This is a genomic window from Mucilaginibacter sp. R-33, assembly GCF_049949235.1.
Classification (GTDB): domain Bacteria; phylum Bacteroidota; class Bacteroidia; order Sphingobacteriales; family Sphingobacteriaceae; genus Mucilaginibacter.
In genome coordinates, this window is the sequence record NZ_CP188089.1 from 2359552 (window position 1) to 2378632 (window position 19081).

At 41.7% G+C, this 19081-nt stretch carries 8 protein-coding genes; all 8 read right to left on the reverse strand.

Translation table 11 applies throughout. From position 1 onward, the window contains the following. Positions 1–181: 181 nt before the first annotated feature. Positions 182–2596, reverse strand: a complete 2415-nt coding sequence (locus ACP26M_RS10010) for an ABC transporter permease (protein WP_426588447.1) — start codon at positions 2594–2596, stop codon at positions 182–184. Positions 2597–2756: 160 nt separating this feature from the next. Beyond that, positions 2757–5153, reverse strand: a complete 2397-nt coding sequence (locus tag ACP26M_RS10015; RefSeq protein WP_426588449.1) for an ABC transporter permease — start codon at positions 5151–5153, stop codon at positions 2757–2759. A gap of 100 nt (positions 5154–5253) precedes the next feature. After that, on the reverse strand, positions 5254–7722 hold the full coding sequence (locus ACP26M_RS10020) for an FtsX-like permease family protein (RefSeq protein WP_426588451.1): 2469 nt from the start codon (positions 7720–7722) through the stop codon (positions 5254–5256). A gap of 97 nt (positions 7723–7819) precedes the next feature. Then, on the reverse strand, positions 7820–10237 hold the full coding sequence (locus ACP26M_RS10025) for an ABC transporter permease (protein ID WP_426588453.1): 2418 nt from the start codon (positions 10235–10237) through the stop codon (positions 7820–7822). Positions 10238–10313: 76 nt separating this feature from the next. Next, positions 10314–12734 (reverse strand): ABC transporter permease, encoded by a 2421-nt coding sequence (locus ACP26M_RS10030; RefSeq protein ID WP_426588455.1) that lies wholly within the window; start codon positions 12732–12734, stop codon positions 10314–10316. Between the two features lie 201 nt (positions 12735–12935). After that, positions 12936–13970, reverse strand: coding sequence for a DUF4097 family beta strand repeat-containing protein (locus ACP26M_RS10035; RefSeq protein ID WP_426588457.1), 1035 nt, complete (start codon positions 13968–13970; stop codon positions 12936–12938). Between the two features lie 190 nt (positions 13971–14160). Further along, positions 14161–16536 (reverse strand): ABC transporter permease, encoded by a 2376-nt coding sequence (locus ACP26M_RS10040; RefSeq protein WP_426588459.1) that lies wholly within the window; start codon positions 16534–16536, stop codon positions 14161–14163. A 105-nt stretch (positions 16537–16641) separates the two neighbouring features. Beyond that, positions 16642–19065 carry an ABC transporter permease gene (locus tag ACP26M_RS10045; RefSeq protein ID WP_426588461.1) on the reverse strand — a complete coding sequence of 808 codons (2424 nt, stop codon included), beginning with the start codon at positions 19063–19065 and terminating at the stop codon, positions 16642–16644. Positions 19066–19081 lie beyond the last annotated feature (16 nt).

The window sequence follows — 19081 nt, forward strand, 5'->3', positions numbered from 1 at the left end:
TCGGATTTAGAAATTTATTTCCAGCCACTTCTACCATTCTTCCTGGCGCAAGTATTGTGGGCGGCTGGGGCTGGGCTTACTTGTGCCTCCTACGCCAGTCAGGAGTCAACAAAAAAGGAAAGGGCGGCGTGTTTTAAACCCCGACCTCCATATTTCAGTATCAAAAAACCCGAGTTTCAAATCACTCCCCCGACCTCAAACTCTCAGCAGGGTTTGCCATCGCTGTCTTAATGGATTGAAAACTTACTGCGATAAATGCTATCAGCAGCGCTACAAAAGCAGCCAGCACAAATACCCACCATTGAATATCTATCCGGTAAGCAAAATTTTGAAGGTATTTGCTCATCATAAGCCAGGCTATAGGTGATGCTACAATAACAGCAATCAGCACCAATTTCAGAAAATCGACAGAAAGCAAACCTGTTATATTGGTTACCGATGCGCCAAGCACTTTGCGGATACCGATCTCTTTGGTACGCTGAAGCGTTACCAGCGATATCAGGCCGAGCAAACCAAGACAGCTGATGAAAATAGCGATTATCGCGCTTGAGGTGATCAGCTTATTTAACAAATCTTCCTTTTGATAAAAGTCGGCTATTTGCTGGTCGAGAAAGCGGTATTCAAATACATTATCCGGATAAATCTCCTGCCACTCTTTCTTAATACAGTCGATAACAGCTGAAGGGTTACCCGAACCGATTTTTACGCCTGCATATTGATATCCTTTTCTGAAAGTGGTTATATATTCAGGCGCGATAGCTGTATATAATGATTTGGCATGAAAGTCTTTAACCACACCTACTATAATTCCCGGATTGTTGGATAAATCCCCGGCGGTAAAAAACCTGCCGATAGCTTGTTTCGGGTCTTTTAAACCTAATTTATGTATCAGCACTTCGTTAACCAGGTATTCACGGGCGGTGTCAGCTTCAACAATATTGCGGCCCGCAATTAACTGTATTCCAAAAGTTTTAACATAGTCGGCATCACCTATCTGAGTATACCCAACAAATTTTTCCCAGTCGCGGGTATCAAATTTAATTGATCCGCCTTTATCAGCAGTAGAAGATGGCGCACGATAACAAAATGAAATACTTTTTATCGCAGGATCGGCCAGCAACTGGTTACGCAAATAATTGGTTTTATTTTTATCATTATCTGGCACCGGAATCATTACAACGGCATTTTTATTAAAACCGAGGTCAGCAGTTTTAAGATATTTAACCTGCATGGTTATCAATATCGTGCTAATGATAAGCACCTGGGCTATTATGTTTTGAACCACAATTAAACTTTTACGTGTAAAACCAGCAGCGTGCGTTTTACCGCCAACCTGGTTTTTCAAAGCGTTTACAGGCTTAAACCTGCTTAATATCAGTGCGGGATATGAACCGGCAGCTATTGTGATAATGACTAAAACAACTACAGTAAAACCAGCAAGGCGATAGTCATTAAAAAGCTTAAAGCTCAGTCGAGTTTGCAGCCAATTATTCAACACCGGGATGGCTGTAATCACCATTACAAATGATAACAATGCCGCAAAAACTACGATACATGATGTTTCGGAAATAAACTGGATAAATATCGCTCCTGGTGAGCTGCCTAAAACTTTGCGGGTACCTATCTCCCTGGTCCGCTTAAAGCTTTGAGCTGTGGCCATATTGATAAAATTAACGCAAGCAATAATAATAAGCAGTAGGCCAATTATCCCAAGGGTTGCCAATAAAGAGCGTTGGATCACACCCGCAAAACGACCATCAAAATGCACTTCGTTTAGCGGAAGCATCATAAAATGGTATGGTTTTGCGGCTTCCGCACCATGTAATTTCACATTCAACCGATTGATATCTTTTTCTACCGATTGCGGATTTGCTCCATCCTTAAGTTCTAAATAAATTGAGTTAGTTGAATTGATAAAGCCCCAGTCATTTTGAAGGCCATTGGCAATATCGGGATAGATATTTTTTAATGTGGCGAGAGAAAGAAACAGATCTGCTTTGATATCAGTATTAGCCGGGTGATCTTTAACAACACCTGTTACCCTGAAGGTATTCTTATTATCAACCCTGATAGTTTTTCCGATAACCTCCTGGCTGCCAAAATACTTTTCGGCAAGATGGTGACTTAAAACTACGGTATTAGGTTCGGTAAGAGCGATATTCTGATTGCCTTGCTCCCACCCGTAATCAAATAAATTAAAAAAATGGCCATCGGTTATGCTGATATTTTCATGCTCAGCAAACATTTTTTTACCAGCCCCATCATTTTGAGGAATGCTGACATTGATATCATGCATTCGTAATAACACACCTACATCTTTCACCCGCGGATCACTCGCTTTCACATCCCTTGCCAGGGCCATGGGCGCTCCCTGATCATATATTGGTGCCCCCTCAAAAGCCGTTAAGCGATGAACAACCCTGTATACATGTTTGGCATCATGGTGATAAGTATCAAAACTCAAATGATAGGTAATAAACTGAAAAAGTATAATACTGCAGTCTATGCTCAGCGCCAGGCCAAACATATTGATAAAGGTGTAAAACTTATGTTTCCAAAGGTTACGCCAGGCTATTTTAAAGTAGTTTTTTATCATATCAAATACTTTATACGATGATACACAAAACCCTTTAAATGAGTAGTTAAAATGTGTTAAAGGTGAAAGGTGAAAACGTCCGATGTTTTTCTGAATCGGACGTTTTCATAAATTGACAACTACCTTTTAGCTTTCGCCTTTAACCTTTCGCCTCAAAAATCTATTCGCTTCTTAAGCTATTTACCGGGTTGGCCAGTGCAGCTTTAATAGATTGGATGCTTACGGTTATCAATGCTATTAAAAGTGCTATGCACGCGGCAACAGCAAAGATCCACCATGTGATATTTGTACGGTATGCGAAATCCTGCAGCCATTTGTTCATCATGTACCAAGCCACCGGGAAAGCAACGATGTTGGCTATGACAACTGTTTTTAAAAACTCGGCAGATAGCAGTCCTATTATATTTTGAACACTGGCGCCAAGCACTTTACGAATACCTATTTCTTTTACCCGCTGTTCGGCGGCAAAGGCTGCCAGGCCGAGTAAACCCATGGCCGATATTGCAATGGCTATAATAGCAAAAGCCGCTATCAATGTTGAGGAACGCTGTTCGGCATGGTAAAGTTTATTATACCCATCATCAATAAAACTATAATCAAACGGCTGGTCGGGAACAAATTCATTCCATACATTTTGGGCTATCTTTATAGCTGCAGCTGTATTGCCGGGAGTTGTTTTGACATAAAAACTACATGCCCAATCGGTATGATTATTAATAACCATTGGGCTTATCTTTTCATGGAGGCTCCTGAAGTTAAAATCTTTCACCACACCGGCTACAATGCCCGAATCGCCGTTAAACTTAAACCGCTGCCCGATAACGGGTTTATGAATCCCAAGCTGTTTCACTGCAGTTTCATTCAAAACTACATTATGCTGATCGGAGCCATTTTTATCAAACCAATGCCCCTCGGCCATTTTTAGGCTTAGTATATGTTGAAATTTTTCGTCGGCCGATATGGTGGAAACCGAAGGTTTATAATCCAGTGGCCGACCTTCCCAATCCATTGATCCTGAAACCTTGTTGCTATTATTAAAAAAGGCATCGTTGGCCGATTGAGAGACCTCAGCTATCGCGCTTTGCTGTGTTAACTCGCTGGCGATACTTTTTAATTTCGACTCCCTTATCTTATCGTCTGAGCCAAGCACCTGCCATGGTATAGTCATTACAAAAACGTGTTCGCGCTTATACCCCAAGTCAGCATTTTTCATAAAATTAAGCTGACGGTAAATGATCATTGTACTAATGATAAGCATCACCGAGATACCAAATTGCAAAACAACCAGGGCTTTACGAATGCCGCCGTCCTTAAAACTCAATAACGTCCTGCCCTTAAACACACTTAATGGCTTAAATGATGATAATAATACAGCAGGATATATGCCATTAAAAACAAAACAAACAACCAGTGTGCCCAACAATATCAACCATGTTGTGCTGGATGTTAGTGGCTGTACAAAGTGCTTTTCGGTAACCTTGTTAAACCACGGCAGGCAGATTTGGATAAATAAAATGGCAAATAATAATGACAGGAAACTTACAACCAATGATTCGGACATAAACTGGGCAAAAAGCTGCCTGCTGCCCGCCCCTACAATTTTGCGCACGCTCACTTCTTTTGAACGTACACTTGCTCTGGCGGTAGTTAGGTTTACGTAATTTATGCACGCCGTAGCCAAAAGTAAAAAAGCCAGAATCAGGAAGATGTTAACCAACTTTCGGTTGCCGTTTTCAAACGAAGTACTTAGCAAACCACTTTCAAAATGGATATCCTTGAGGCCTATCACACTCATGGTTGTGTTTTCGCTGCCCTTGTTATTTTTCCTGATAATTTGGGTTAGCTTTTGGCCTACCTCTTTAATATTTACGCCCGGCTGCAGCTTTAAAAATGTGAGGCCGCTGTAATTACCCCAATTGCTCGCCTGTTCTTTTTCATGTGCATTGCTGAGTTTAGCCTCTACCGGCATCAATATATCGTACTGAAAGCTTGAATTTGCAGGATTATCCTTAACTACTGCCTGCACCTGGTAGTTCATGGAGTCAACTTTCAGCATTTTGCCGACAGCTTCGCCATTACCAAAATATTTCTTTGCTGTTGATTCTGTCAGGATTAAACTAAATGGATTTTTCGAAAAGCTATCGGCGCTTCCGTCGATAAAATCGTAATGGAATACTTTGAACCAATTGGCATCTATAAAGGCATACTTTTTTTCCGATATCAGTTGGTTATTATGATGCACCGTCATCATATAACCCGGCCACAAAAATGTATAATTCTTTAAACCCGGTATTTCCTGCCTGGCAACCGGGCCTAACATATAAGGAGATGATTCCCAGTCCCACACTTCGTCTTTAGTCAGGCTTAGTTTGGTTTTTACCCTGTAGATATTATCAACATCCGGGTGGTAATTGTCAAAGCTAAACTCATTTTGTACCCACAACATTATAAATACCGCTGCGGTAATGCCAATAGTAAGTCCGGCAATATTAATGATACTGATAGTGCGGTGCTTACCTAAATTACGGAATGCTACTTTAAAATAGTTTTTTAACATATCATTAGTCATTTTATCATTTGGTCATTAAGTCATTGAACTTCAGCCACACTAATCAATAAATGACTTAATGATGCGAAGCAAATGATTCAATGACCAATTATTCAGAGCGCAAACTCTTTGTTGGATTAGCCAACGCCGCCCTGATGGTTTGAAAACTTGAAGTGACCAGTGCCGTTAACAGCATTCCCGCGCCGCTTGCCGCAAAGATCCACCAGCTGATGGCGGTTCTGTCGGCAAAGGTTTCCATCCATTTATTCATAGCATACCAGGCCAACGGGGTTACCAGGGCAAAAGCCAGCACAATAAGCAGCACCAGCTCGGTTGAAAGCAGGGTAACAATTTGTGCTACCGTAGCGCCGAGAACTTTACGTACGCCTATCTCTTTGGTGCGCTGGTTGGTATTGTATATAGCCAAACCTAACAAACCAAGGCAGCTGATAAATATCGATAAACCTGTCGCCCAGGTTAACAAGGTTGATGTATGCTGTTCGGCATCGTAAAATTTTGCGATACTCTTGTCAAAAAAGTTATACTCAAAATCGTCTTCAGGATAAATCTCTTTCCATGTTTTTTCCATCGAAGCGATGGCTTTTTTCCATTCATTACCACCGGCAGTTTGTGGCTTAAGTGCTATATGAAAAGTACCGTTGTTATAAAAACTATTGCTAATATGAATGCAGGTAGGTTTAATGGGCGAATGCAATGATTCGGAATAAAAATCACCTACTACACCTATGATCTGCATTCTTTTATCACCATTAAACTTATCAATATACTTACCCACCGCGTCCGCCGGGTTTTTAAACCCTATCAATTTTGCATAGGTATTATTGATCAAAAATGCCCTGGTGCTGTCGCCGTACTGAATATTACGCCCGGCCAAAAGTTTAAGCTTGTATACATTGATATAATTGGGGTCGCCATATTTTTCATACAATTCAATTTTTATTTCCTTTTTACCGTCTATGTAAGTGGCCTCTGTTGAATTGGTGCTATTTGAAGACGGAGCGGCTTTACCTGCACTCACTAACTCAACCTGGGGTATCGCCTTCAGCTTGTTCATAAATACCTGGTTTTTACTAAGGGTACGGTTTTTCCATGGTGAGTTAATGATCAGAATGGCGTCTTTCTTAAAGCCAAGATCCTTTGTTAACGCATAGTGAATTTGTTTGCTCACTAATACTGTTGCCATTATAAAAAACTGGGCAATAACAAATTGGGTTACCGTTAACGACTTACGCAACCAGGCATTACGTGTTTTGCTACTATTTGATGATGCCTGATTTTTAAGGACCAATACCGGTTTATAGCCGGACAATAGAGCGGCCGGATAAAAACCCGATAATAAGGCCACTACTACTGTCAACAAAAACAGGAATACAAAAAGGTTGGGTTGATGAAGCAGGTCAAGCTTAATACCTTCTGCAATAAAATCTTTAAACAGTTTTAATATAGCGGGCGCCAGCGCCACCGAAATGATAACAGCAAAAAGAGTTATAATGAACGTTTCACTCAGAAACTGGGTAATAAGTTGGGTGCGGCTGCTCCCCATTGTTTTACGCACACCAATTTCTTTGGCCCTTTGTGTGGCTTGCGCAGTAGTTAAGTTAACAAAATTAATACAACCTAATAATAACAGGAAAGCCGCAATAACCAGTAAACCGTAAAGCGTTGTTTTATTAGCTGGATTACCTGAATCGAACGTACCATATACACTATTGAAATGCAGATCTGACAACGGCTGTAAAGTAAAATTACGTGTATTACCCTTGTTTTCGGGTTTTGGAGGATCGCTTTTTTTGAGGATGGCGTTTAGTTGCCTTTCAAAATTGGCTATAGTAGTATTTGGCGCCAACCTTACAAAAAGAATAGATGACGAAGTGGTACCACCCCAATTGGTAAGGTTCAGCTCATTGGCAAGCGATTTATTATTTTTTGTCGTTGAATAAGAAAGAAAATCATGAAAAGTAAAATCGTTATTACCCTTTAATGGTTCAACAATGCCTGTAATTGCTGCGCTAAGCGTGTCATAAGTGATCACCCGGCCTATCATCTGGCCGTATGAAAGCTTAGGAAAATACTTTTTTGCCTGATCAGCAGTAAGTACCGTTTGATTAGGGGCATTCAAAGCTGTCTTCGCCGAACCCGCCAGCCAGTTATATTTAAACATACTGAAATAGCGTCCATCGGCAAAGATCACATTATCCTGCAATTTAAACTTAACAGGAATGCCGCCTTTTCCCGGAACAAGGACATTGGGCTGATTTAAGGTAAAGAATGGAGCAGCAAGCTCAACGCCGCTTATATTGTTCCGTACAGCCTCGGGCACAGGGCCTGATACGCCGCGGTTATGCGCTTCTTCGCCAGAAAAGGTATAGTTTGATACTACCCGATAAATGCGGTCGCCGTTATCAAAGTTTTGATTAAAAGTAAAATCAAAATGAACTATCAGGTAGATAACCAGCGCTGAACTGATCCCAATAGATAAACCGATTACATTGATGAATGTAAAAAATTTATGCCGCCAAAAATTACGCAGCGCGATTTTGAAATAGTTTTTAAACATTGTCAAGTCATTATTTCATTAGGTCATTAAGTCATTTTTGCCTCGCGCTAATCAAAAATAGCCTAATGACCCGAAGCAAAATGATATAATGGCGAATTTATTCCGAACGTAAACTCTTCACAGGGTTAGCCATTGCGGCCTTCATTGATTGATAGCTTATGGTTGCAAAAGCAATGATCAACGCTATTATCCCAGCCATTACAAAAACCCACCATTGTATGTCAATTCTGAAGGCAAAATCAAGCAACCATTTACTCATAGCGTACCACGCGATTGGTAAAGCAATCACCGCGGCAACGATCACCAGCTTCAAAAAGTCTTTTGAAAGTTCGGTAACAATTTGCGGGATGCTTGCACCAAGTACTTTACGCACACCTATTTCTTTTACTCTTTGCGATATGGTAAAAGCTGAAAGTCCAAACAGGCCAAGGCAAGCTATAAATATGGCAAGGCACGAAAATATAGTAAACAAATTGCCCTGCTCCTGCTCACTATTATATAGCTTTTGAAAGCGCTCATCTAAAAAGCTGTATTCAAAAGGTGTTTCGGGTTGATATTTTTTCCAGGTTTGCTCAAGGGTTGCCAATGCCGAATTGATATGGTTGCCATCGATCTTAACAGTTATTCTTCTATAACTATTGTTGGCGAATGAGGGCATCTCCATTAAAAGCGGGATGATATTTTGATGTAATGACTCGAAATGAAAATCATTAACCACCCCTATCACTTTTCCTTTAACGCCGCCATAGCTCATATCCTTACCTATAGCGCTCTCAGGCGATTTCCATCCTAATGCACTTACAGCCGATGCATTGATTACAAAATTGTTGCTGTCGGTAGCAAAATCACGACTGAAGTTCCTACCTGCAGCCATTTTTATACCGTAAGTTGGAATGAAACCGTAATCAGCATTGATGCATTTGATATCTGCTTTAACCGGAAGCGGTTTGTCCCCGTCAAAAACAGAAACGCCCTGATCATCCAGTAGCCGTCCTGATGGGATACGCGATGAGCGTCCAATATCTTTTACCGCCGGATCTCGCAATACATCGGCCCTGAAAGCTTCAAACTGGTTAGCCGGAATACCTGCTAAGGTTACCAAATGATCTTTATTAAAACCAAGTGATTTTGTTTGAATATACCTTAACTGCTGGAAAACTATGGTAGTAGCAATGATCAGGATTATGGAGATAGAAAACTGTACAACCACCAGCACCTTACGGAACGAGATATTTCCTGACCCTACTTTGAGGATCCCTTTTAATACCTTTATCGGTTTAAATGACGACATGAAAATCGCCGGATAAATACCGCTGATAAGCCCGATAATCAGCGGCAGCAATAACACCGACACTAAAATTATCGGTTGAAATAAACTATTGATAGCAAGGCCAAGTTCTGAAAGCCGGTTGATAAGCGGCAACAGTAACCACGTTAAAATTACGGCCAGCACAAGCGAAAAATAAGTGATCAATACAGATTCGCTTAAAAATTGGGTGATGATCTCTTTTTGTTGTGCGCCGATCACCTTGCGGATCCCAATCTCTTTAGCCCTGAGGGTTGAGCGGGCAGTAGACAGGTTCATGTAATTGATACAGGCTATCAGCAAAATAAACAGAGCGATAGCCGAAAAAATGTAAACCCTTTTAATATCGCCATTTTGTTCTACTTCATCATCAAGATGCGAATGCAGGTGAATATCCAGGAATCTTTGAATATGCAGCTGAGTAAATTTTGACTGTCGGGGCTGCCCCGGAGAATTCATGTATTTATCTATAAAAGCCGGAAACTGCGAACTGATTCGATCAATATTATAATGATCGGGCAATAGCAGGTAGGTAAAAAATGAGTTGTTCCCCCAATTGGTTGCCAGTTGATTGCGTCCGTAAACCTTGTCATCGTTCAGTGTATTGAATGACAGCAACATTTGAGGGTGCATTTGTGAGTTAGGCGGAAACGGCTTGAAAATGCCTGTTACTTTAAAATTGGCCGTATTATCAAGCCTGATCTCTTTGTTTATGGGGTCTTCGTTACCGAAGTATTTGCGCGCCATATCCTCAGTCATCATTACTGTATATGGCTCACTAAGGGCAGTTTTAGGGTCACCTGCTACTGTTTTAAGATCAAAGAAACTAAGGAAGTTTTCATCAGCAAAATAAGAGCCCTTTTCGGTTAATAATTTATCCTTATAACGCAAAACCACATCGCCGTTGGGGAATAAACGGGTAACCTTTTTTATATCAGGAAATTCGTTTTTCAGCAGCGGACCGAAGGGCGGCGCCACGGCTCCCAAATGCAGGTTGACGATACCATCAGCTGTATTAAAACTCCGGCTCACCCTGTAAATATTGGGGGCATTATGGTTAAACTTATCATAACTGAGTTCTTTAACTATATAAGTTAAAATAAGCAGGCAACAGGTTAACCCTATGGTTAAGCCAAATATGTTGATGAATGAAATAAATTTGTGCCGGGCAATATTGCGAAAGGCACTTCGTAAATAATTCTTTATCATGATTTAGTTCATTAGTTCACTTATTCATTAATTATTAGTCCCTGGGCAATGATCTGTAAACTGCCACTGTCAGCTGCTACTCACTTCTGAGGCTTTTCACCGGGTTAGCCAAAGCCGCTTTAACCGATTGAAAGCTTATTGTGATACCCGCTACCAGCAGGGCAATGCCACCTGCTAACAGGAATACCCACCATTGGATACTGATCCGGTATGCAAAATCCTGCAGCCACTTGTTCATGGCAAGCCATGTTACCGGGAACGAAATGATGGACGCTATGACAATCAGCCGCAAAAACTCCTTTGATAGCATCACCGTAATACTGCCTGTCGATGCACCCAATACTTTACGGATACCTATTTCTTTAACCCTTAGCCTGATCATAAACGCGGCTAAACCGAACAAGCCCAGGCTTGCTATAATGAGGGCGATGCATGAAAACACGGTGAATATTTTACCTGTTTGCTGTTCGGAAGTATAAAGCGAAGCATATTGTTGATCGAGGAATGAGTAGCTGAAAGGCGCTTCCGGCCTAAAGTTATCCCATTCGGTTTTAATGTCGGTTATCAACGATTTTACGTCACCGGTTTTAATCTTTAAAATAACGGAACCTGTATTGTGACCAGATAGCAGCATTAAAGGCGCTATCTTTTGCCTGGCCGAAGCGTAATGAAAATCTTTAACCACACCTACAACTTTATATTGCGTACGGGCCGAGCGCACTATGGTTTTACCTATCGGGTTAGTGTTCTCCCATCCCAAACCTTTTACCAAAGCTTCGTTCACGACAACCGACATCGAATCGCCGGGGAAGGTCTGATAGAAATTACGCCCGTTGATGACCTGTAACCCTAAAGTAGGTATATAACTTTCATCCACGTGGTAAATATTGGTGTGAATCTCGGCATGGCCGCCCTTGTCATCAAATTCTTTAGCATCTATCTGGGTGCCGTCAACACCTGTTAACTTGCCCGGCACACTACTTGATATGGTGGCATTTAATACCAGTGGATTACGCAGAAGCTGATTTTTAAAAGCATCAATATTATGACCCAGGGTATAGGCATCATTAATTACCAATACCTGATCTTTATCATAACCCAACTTTTTGTTTTGCATATAATGCAATTGTTGATATACTACAAAGGTTGATATAATAAGTGCTGTTGACACAGCAAACTGAAAAATGATTAATCCGCTGCGCAACACACCTTTCCCTTCGGCTTTTGTTGTGCTATTACCCTTTAAAACGGCAATAATCTGGAACGAGGACAGGAAGAATGCCGGATAAATTCCTGCAAGAATCCCAACTAAAAAAGCTGTAAACAATTCAATGATCAAAGCCATAGGGCTCAGGAAAAAACCAAGTTCGATATGTTTCCCTGCCAAGTTATTGAACAGCGGTAACAGCAGATACACTATACCTAATGCTAATAATAAAGCCCCGAAAGTTAGCATAACCGACTCGGTGAGGAACTGTGAAACCAGTCCGCTCTTTTCAGAACCAAGCACCTTACGGATGCCCACTTCTTTTGAGCGCCTGGCCGAACTTGCCGTTGAAAGATTAGTAAAATTAATGCAGGCCAATATCAATATAAAAGCGGCCAATGCACCAAATATATATACATAATGAATATCGCCATTAGGCTCCAGTTCGTATTTGGTTGCCGAGTGCAAGTGGATGTCGCCTAAGGGCTGCAGGAAAAACAGAAAGGTATTGACAGATTTGCTTGCCTGTGCTAAACTCGTACCCATATCATGGGCAATTTCGGGCACAACAAATTTTCGTACCATTTCCGGAAAAGCGGCTTCCAGTTTTTTAGGATCGGCATTTTTATTTAATACTACATAAGTAAAATAGCCAATATTGCTCCAGGTTTGCTTTGCATTTTCAACAAAGGGAGCCATGTTCAAAAATGCATCGCCATGAAAGTGTGAATCATCGGGTATTTTGTCAATTACACCTGTCACTTTATAAGGCTTGCCATCAATGGTAACAGCTTTTCCTACAGCTTCCTGGTTGCCAAAATATTTGGTAGCCATAGCTTTCGTGATCACCATGCTATTAGGTTCAGTAAAGCAGGTTTTATTATCGCCATCAACCAATGATATCGAAAACAGGTGAAGGAAATTAGCATCTATCATTTGTACATGCTCTTCCTTAAATTGCTTGTCGTTATATTTTATAAAAACCGGACCGCGACCGGCAAGCCTTGTGGTTTCAAGAACTTCAGGAAACATATTTTTAATCCCCTGTCCTACAGCTATGTCAACCATCGGGTATTCGCTCACACCGTTATTTTCAATGGAGCGTAAACCAACACGATACATTTGTTTGGCCTGTGCCGGATATTGATCATAATCTAATTCACTATATACAAATGCACAAATAAGCATACAGCAAGCTAAGCCCACAGACAGGCCGAACACATTAATAAAGGAGAATATTTTGTTCCGCCTTAAGTTTCGCCAGGCGGTTTTAATGTAGTTTTTGAACATGAGTGTACGGTTAACCCTAATACAGGTTTAAAAGCCATACCAATAAATCAAATATCTAAATATCAATTAATTACGATTTATTTCATATAAAAACTGTACGAAGACGTAACACCATGTGTCCGGTTATGATACACCCCAGGCAACACAAAAGGCCTGTCACTATTTGAGCAACAGGCCTTTGTAATATTCTTTATATCAGTATTAGTTTACGGTAAGATTAACACGACCATTACCACGTACTTCAACGAGGGATCCGCCGCCGTTAAGTTTACCTTCTACCCTTTCTTTATCCTTGTTACCAGAGAAGTTATCTGTGAGATTACTTTCTATCTTGTCGCCACGCACGTCAAGGTTAAGGCCTTGTTTTGACGGTAACTGCAGATCGATATGACCCGAGCTTACATCAATTTTAACAGATTTACCAACGCTTATAAATTGTGCACGAAAGCTGCCGGCACTTGTTGAAGCATCGAGGCTGCACGACAAATCGGTAAGGTTAATGCTGCCCCCTGATGTGCCTGTAATGAAATCCCCATCAATTTTATTGCCACTGATACTGCCGCCGCTGGTGGTAGCCTTGATATCACCCTTTAAACCATCGAGATGTAAAGAACCTCCGGATGTTTCCAGCCTGATATGGCCCATACAATTGCGGGCTTCAATACTGCCGCCTGATGTTTGCAGGTCAATGTTTTCCTTTGAATCGCTCACGTGGATACTGCCGCCTGATGTACGGCCTTTGATAGTGCCGGTAATTTTATCCAGGTGTAAGCTGCCACCACTGGTTTCAAATTGCTGCGCACCTGTTAGATTATCCAAATGGATACTGCCGCCGCTGGTATTCAGATTTGTTGCCACATTGCCGGGTACATACACACGGAACGAGATACTTAACGATTTTTTCCAGTCCCAGTTGCCATCATGTTTGCTTTTAGCTTTGGCGCGCAGCTCACCGCCGTTAACATCAATGCTCAAGTCGTAATTTTCGTCGAGGCGCTTTTTGATCTCTTCTTTAGAAAGGTCATTATTACCGTTATTACCTTGTATAAAAACCTCAACTCTCGGTTCCTGGTCCGGTGCGCCGCTGACGGTAATACTACCGCCCGAAGTATTAACAAATACATTTTTCACGGCCTGTCCTGATAATGATTTGGTGAGGTATGGTGTTTTCTGATTATTTTGCGCAAAAGCGCTGCCTGCACAGGCAACAAATAACACGAGTAAATACTTTTTCATAATAATGATCTTTGGTTTATATATAATAAGACCAGGCGTTTAGCAAATACGTTGCATGGTGCTGAAAATAAATTCAGGCTACCTAATAATGACAGAACGTCATAAAAAAGCCCGTTGAGACACGGGCTTAGGGTATATTCTATTTCTTCAACTGCTACTGCAAACTGCCACTGCTATCTGCAAACTGATCTCATTCGCTTCTCAAACTCCTGATAGGATTTGCAAGCGCTGCCTTTAACGATTGAAAGCTAATGGTAACCACAGCTATAACAAATGTAAGCAAAGCAGCCAAAGCAAAGATCCACCAATGAAGAGGTGTTTTGTAAGCGAAACTTTGCAGCCATTTATCCATGCTGTAATAACCCAGGGGGATAGCAATCACTGTAGCTAATAACACCGGTTTCAGCAGGTCTTTTGATATCAGGATAAGAATATTTTGTACCGATGATCCCAATACCTTACGGACTCCAATCTCCTTGGTACGTTTCGCCGCAGTAAACGAGGCTAAACCAAACAAACCCAAACAGGCTATAAAGATTGCCAACCCTGAAAATATACTTAACATGGTTTGCTGCCTGATATCGTTGCGATAGGTAGTATCAAACTGCTGATCAAGAAAGCTGTACTCGAACGGATAAACGGGCGCTACTTCGGCATAAATGTTTTTGATAGCTGCCAAACCGGACTGGATATTCCCGGATTTTAGTTTGATCACGGCTACGCGCCTGTCTTCGCTTGGCGAAATAACCAGGGCATCCATGTTTTCTTTTAGTGAAAGGAAGTTAAAATCTTCAACCACACCGATGATGGTGCGGCGGCTACTATCACGCACTGTATTTTTAATCCATTTACCGATAGCCTGCTGCGGCGTAAAGCCCAGTTCTTTTGCCGCTGTACGGTTGATCAATACCGAATTCGTAGTATCAGTAGCAAATTGCGGTGAAAAATCCCTGCCGGCAATGATTTTTAGGCCAAATGTTTTTACATATTCAAAGTCGGCAAATTCCGACCTGGATTTAAACGTTTCATGCTGGCCTTCAACCTCAAAGCCCTGCATATCGAAAAAGCCGCCCGGCTCGCCCGACATCAGGGATACCGATTTCACATAATCTGAATTTTGCAGCTGATGTTTAAATGTTTGCCTGTGGTCGTAGATATCGTTATTATCAATCTTCACAATAACCGTTTGCTCTTTGTCATAACCCAATGATTTGTTTTTCACATACCGCATTTGGTTAACGATTACGATAGTGCCGATAATAAGTAATACCGAAATACTGAACTGGAACACCACCAGCGATTGCCTGAAAAATGACCCGCCCCTACCTAATTTAAGCTTACCCTTTAAAGCCTCAATAGGCGAAAACGCCGACATGAATATAGCCGGATAGCTTCCGGCAAGGAACCCCACAAATAAAATAACCCCAAAAAGAAACAAGTAAATCGGTGCACTATTCCATGATACAGTGAGTTCATACCCCAGCAGGCTATTGTATGACGGCATCAGCAAGAGTAACAAACCAATAGAAAGTGCGCATGAAACCAGCGCCAGCAAAATAGATTCGCCTATGAATTGCCATACCAGATGGTTTCTTAACGCGCCTAAAACCTTACGCATCCCTACTTCTTTTGAGCGTTCAACAGCGCGGATAGTGGCAAGGTTCATAAAATTGATACAGGCAATGATCATGATGAGTACCGCTATCGAAATAAAGATGAATACTACAGTTTTATCGCCATGCTTTACATTATCAAACGAAGAGGCATTTTCAAAATAGATATCCTTGAATGGTCTGAGGCTCAGGTTAAATTTGGTACCGAAACGCTGCATATCCTTGCCCATGTACTTATCCATAAACTGCGGAAAGCGGCTTTCCAATGCAGCCGGGCTGCTATGCTCATTCAATAACAGGTAAACAAATAGGCTATTGTTAATCCATACATTAAAACCCTGATCGCGGGTGTAATTGGCTATTGGCATCACCAAATCAAAATCAAGATGCGAGTTGGAAGGTACATCTTTGGCAATACCGGTTACCTTTAACTGCAGGCGTTTATCCATCTGCACCACTTTGCCCATGGCATTATCAATATTGCCGAAATATTTTTTGGCGGTGGTTTCAGTTAGCACCACGCTGCCCGGATGGTTAAGTGCCGAAGTAGCATCCCCCCTCAGCAACGGGAAGGTAAAGAGGCTAAAAAAGTTGGAGTCAACCGCGTAAACCTTTTTCTCATTGAACGATTTTTCGCCAAAAGAAACCAGGTTATTTCGTGGAGAAACTCGCACTGCCATCTTTATATCCTGCGGATAATCATTCAGCATGGCAGGGCCGTAAGGCCCCGAGAGGTACGACGTGGGCGCTTTCGATTTATCAAAACCGCGCATTACTCTGTAAATATTTTTTCCCTGCTTATGAAAGTTATCCACGCTAAACTCATTCATAATATACAGGAATATCATGAGGCAAACGGTTATCCCCATGGTTAATCCCAAAATATGGATCAGCGAAAATGCCTTATTCCGATAAAGGTTCCGCCATGCTGTTTTTATGTAGTTACGTATCATATTTATATCATTGTGTCATTACTGCGTACTCATTAAGTCATTTGGCCACTTTTGTCATTTTCTTTTTATGACCTAATGAGGCGAACCTAAATGACCTAATGACAATTATTCATTTTTTAAACTCCTAACCGGGTTGGCCAGTGCCGCCTTGATAGATTGGAAGCTGATGGTTACGAAAGCGATCAACACGGCCAAAACCGCGGCCAATACTACCACCCACCATTGTATGTTTTGCCGGTAGGCAAAACCCTGCAACCATTGCTGCATGGCGACCCAGGCAACCGGAATGGCTATCACTATTGCTATCATTACCAGTTTGATAAAATCTTTTGACAGCATACCTACTATAGCGCCTACATTAGCGCCAAGTACTTTACGGATGCCTATCTCCTTAGTGCGCTGTTCGGCGGCATATGCAGCAAGGCCAAACAAACCTAAACAGGCTATCACAATTGTTAAACTTGTAAATATGATGAATATGGTACCCATCCGCTGTTCCGCACGGTACGATGAATCAAAATCGTCATCCATAAACGAATATTCAAACTCCTTGCCCGGTTTTATGGATTTCCATTTGTCGCTGATCATGGCCATAAGTGCGGTAATATTAGCGGTGTTTACTTTTACACTTAAGGCGCCGGTATCCTGCCCGTACATTAATATCACCGGGCTTACATTATTACGCAACGAAGCGAAATTAAAATCCTTAATAACGCCTACTATATGATATTCTTTAAACGTTTTGGCCATATTGTCCATAGGTAAAAACATGGATTTGTTAAGCGGGTCACGTACGCCCATCAGTTTCGCCGCCGTTTCGTTAATGATCATAGTCGCCGAATCGGTAGGCATCTGGTTTGAGAAATTACGGCCTTTGGTTAGTTTTATGCCGAGGGTTGGCAGGTAGTTGTCGTCAACTACCCAGGTTTGTGCAAGCACTGCTTTTTTGGGGTCGAGCCCGCGTTCCTGGAAAACGCTGCTGCTGTTCCGGTAGTCAGAAGTTGGCAAAAAGCCTGTCATGGTTACACCTATTACGCCGGGCAACTGCTTTACTTCATCTCTTAACACTTTGCTCTTGTCGCCAAGGTCATACACACCGTGAATCACCAATACCTGGCTGCGATTATAACCAAGGTCTTTATTCTGAATATATTTAAGCTGATTATAGATCACCAGCGTACCAATGATGAGCACTATCGATATAAAAAACTGGAACACAACTAACGAGCTCCTTAACATACCACCCTTAAAGCCAGAGGAAAGCTTGCCTTTCAAAACATCAATTGGCTGAAATGCCGAAAGAAAAAATGCAGGATACGAACCGGCCATGAAGCCTATCACCAAAACAATAACCAGCAAAGCGGGAATCAGCCAAACCAGTGAGCCTATATTAAGCTCCATGTTTTTACCCGCTATATTATTGAATACCGGCAATAGGAAATAAGCCATCAGCATGGCTATCATTGTTGCGATAAACGTTACCATGATTGACTCGGACAGGAATTGAGCTATAAGCGACTGACGCCTTGAACCAAGAACCTTGCGTACACCTACCTCACGGGCCCGGTTTGCAGAACGGGCGGTTGAAAGGTTCATGAAGTTTACACAGGCTATCAGTAAGATAAAAATTGCCACCGCGCCAAAAATGTACACATACTGGATATTCCCGTTATGGTCAAGCTCCGACACGAGATTTGATTTAAGGTGGATATCCTTCAATGGTATAAGGCTCAATTGGTATTTGTTGCCTGAACCTTCAAACGAATCAAAAGTAAGATGTAAGATACTTTGCAATTGCGGACCCGCATATTTGTGCATCAATGCAGGAAACTTCGCTTCAAATTTTTTGGCATCCACACCTGGTTTTAGCAGCACATAGGTATTGAAATTATTGCTGAACCATGCCCCATCTTTGCTTTCGGCATTTGATGCCATCGACAGGAAAAAATCATAACGAAAATGCGATTGCTTTGGCAGGTCTTTAATTACGCCGGTAACCTTATAAAGCAGCTTTTCATCAAACGTAAATGTTTTACCCACTGCCTGTGTGTTGTTAAAATAACGTTTAGCCGTACTTTCAGTGATAACCACGGTATTAGGTTCAACAAGCGCTTTTTTTGGGTCACCGGCTATGATAGGCAGGGTAAATACATCAAACAAGGTCGAATCTGCAAGGACCATCCTGTTTTCGTGGATGGTTTGGTTACCTTTTTTCACGTTATAACCGCCGCGTTGCAACAAACGGCAGGCCCGTTCAACCTCAGGATAATCGTTTTGAAATACAGCGCCTAATGGCGCCGGCGACGATGCATAGCTTTGATCGATACCGCCAAATTTAATCTGCATATTGGCGCGGTAGATCCTTTCGGCCTTAACATTAAACTTGTCATAGCTTAGCTCATCAACCACATAAAACACGATGAGCAAACACGTAGCCAGTCCAAGGGCCAAACCAAATACATTAATTGCGGTGAATCCCACATTTTTTTTCAACGTGCGAAAAGCGGTTTTAAGGTAATTTCTGATCATGGTTCATTGGTTCAAT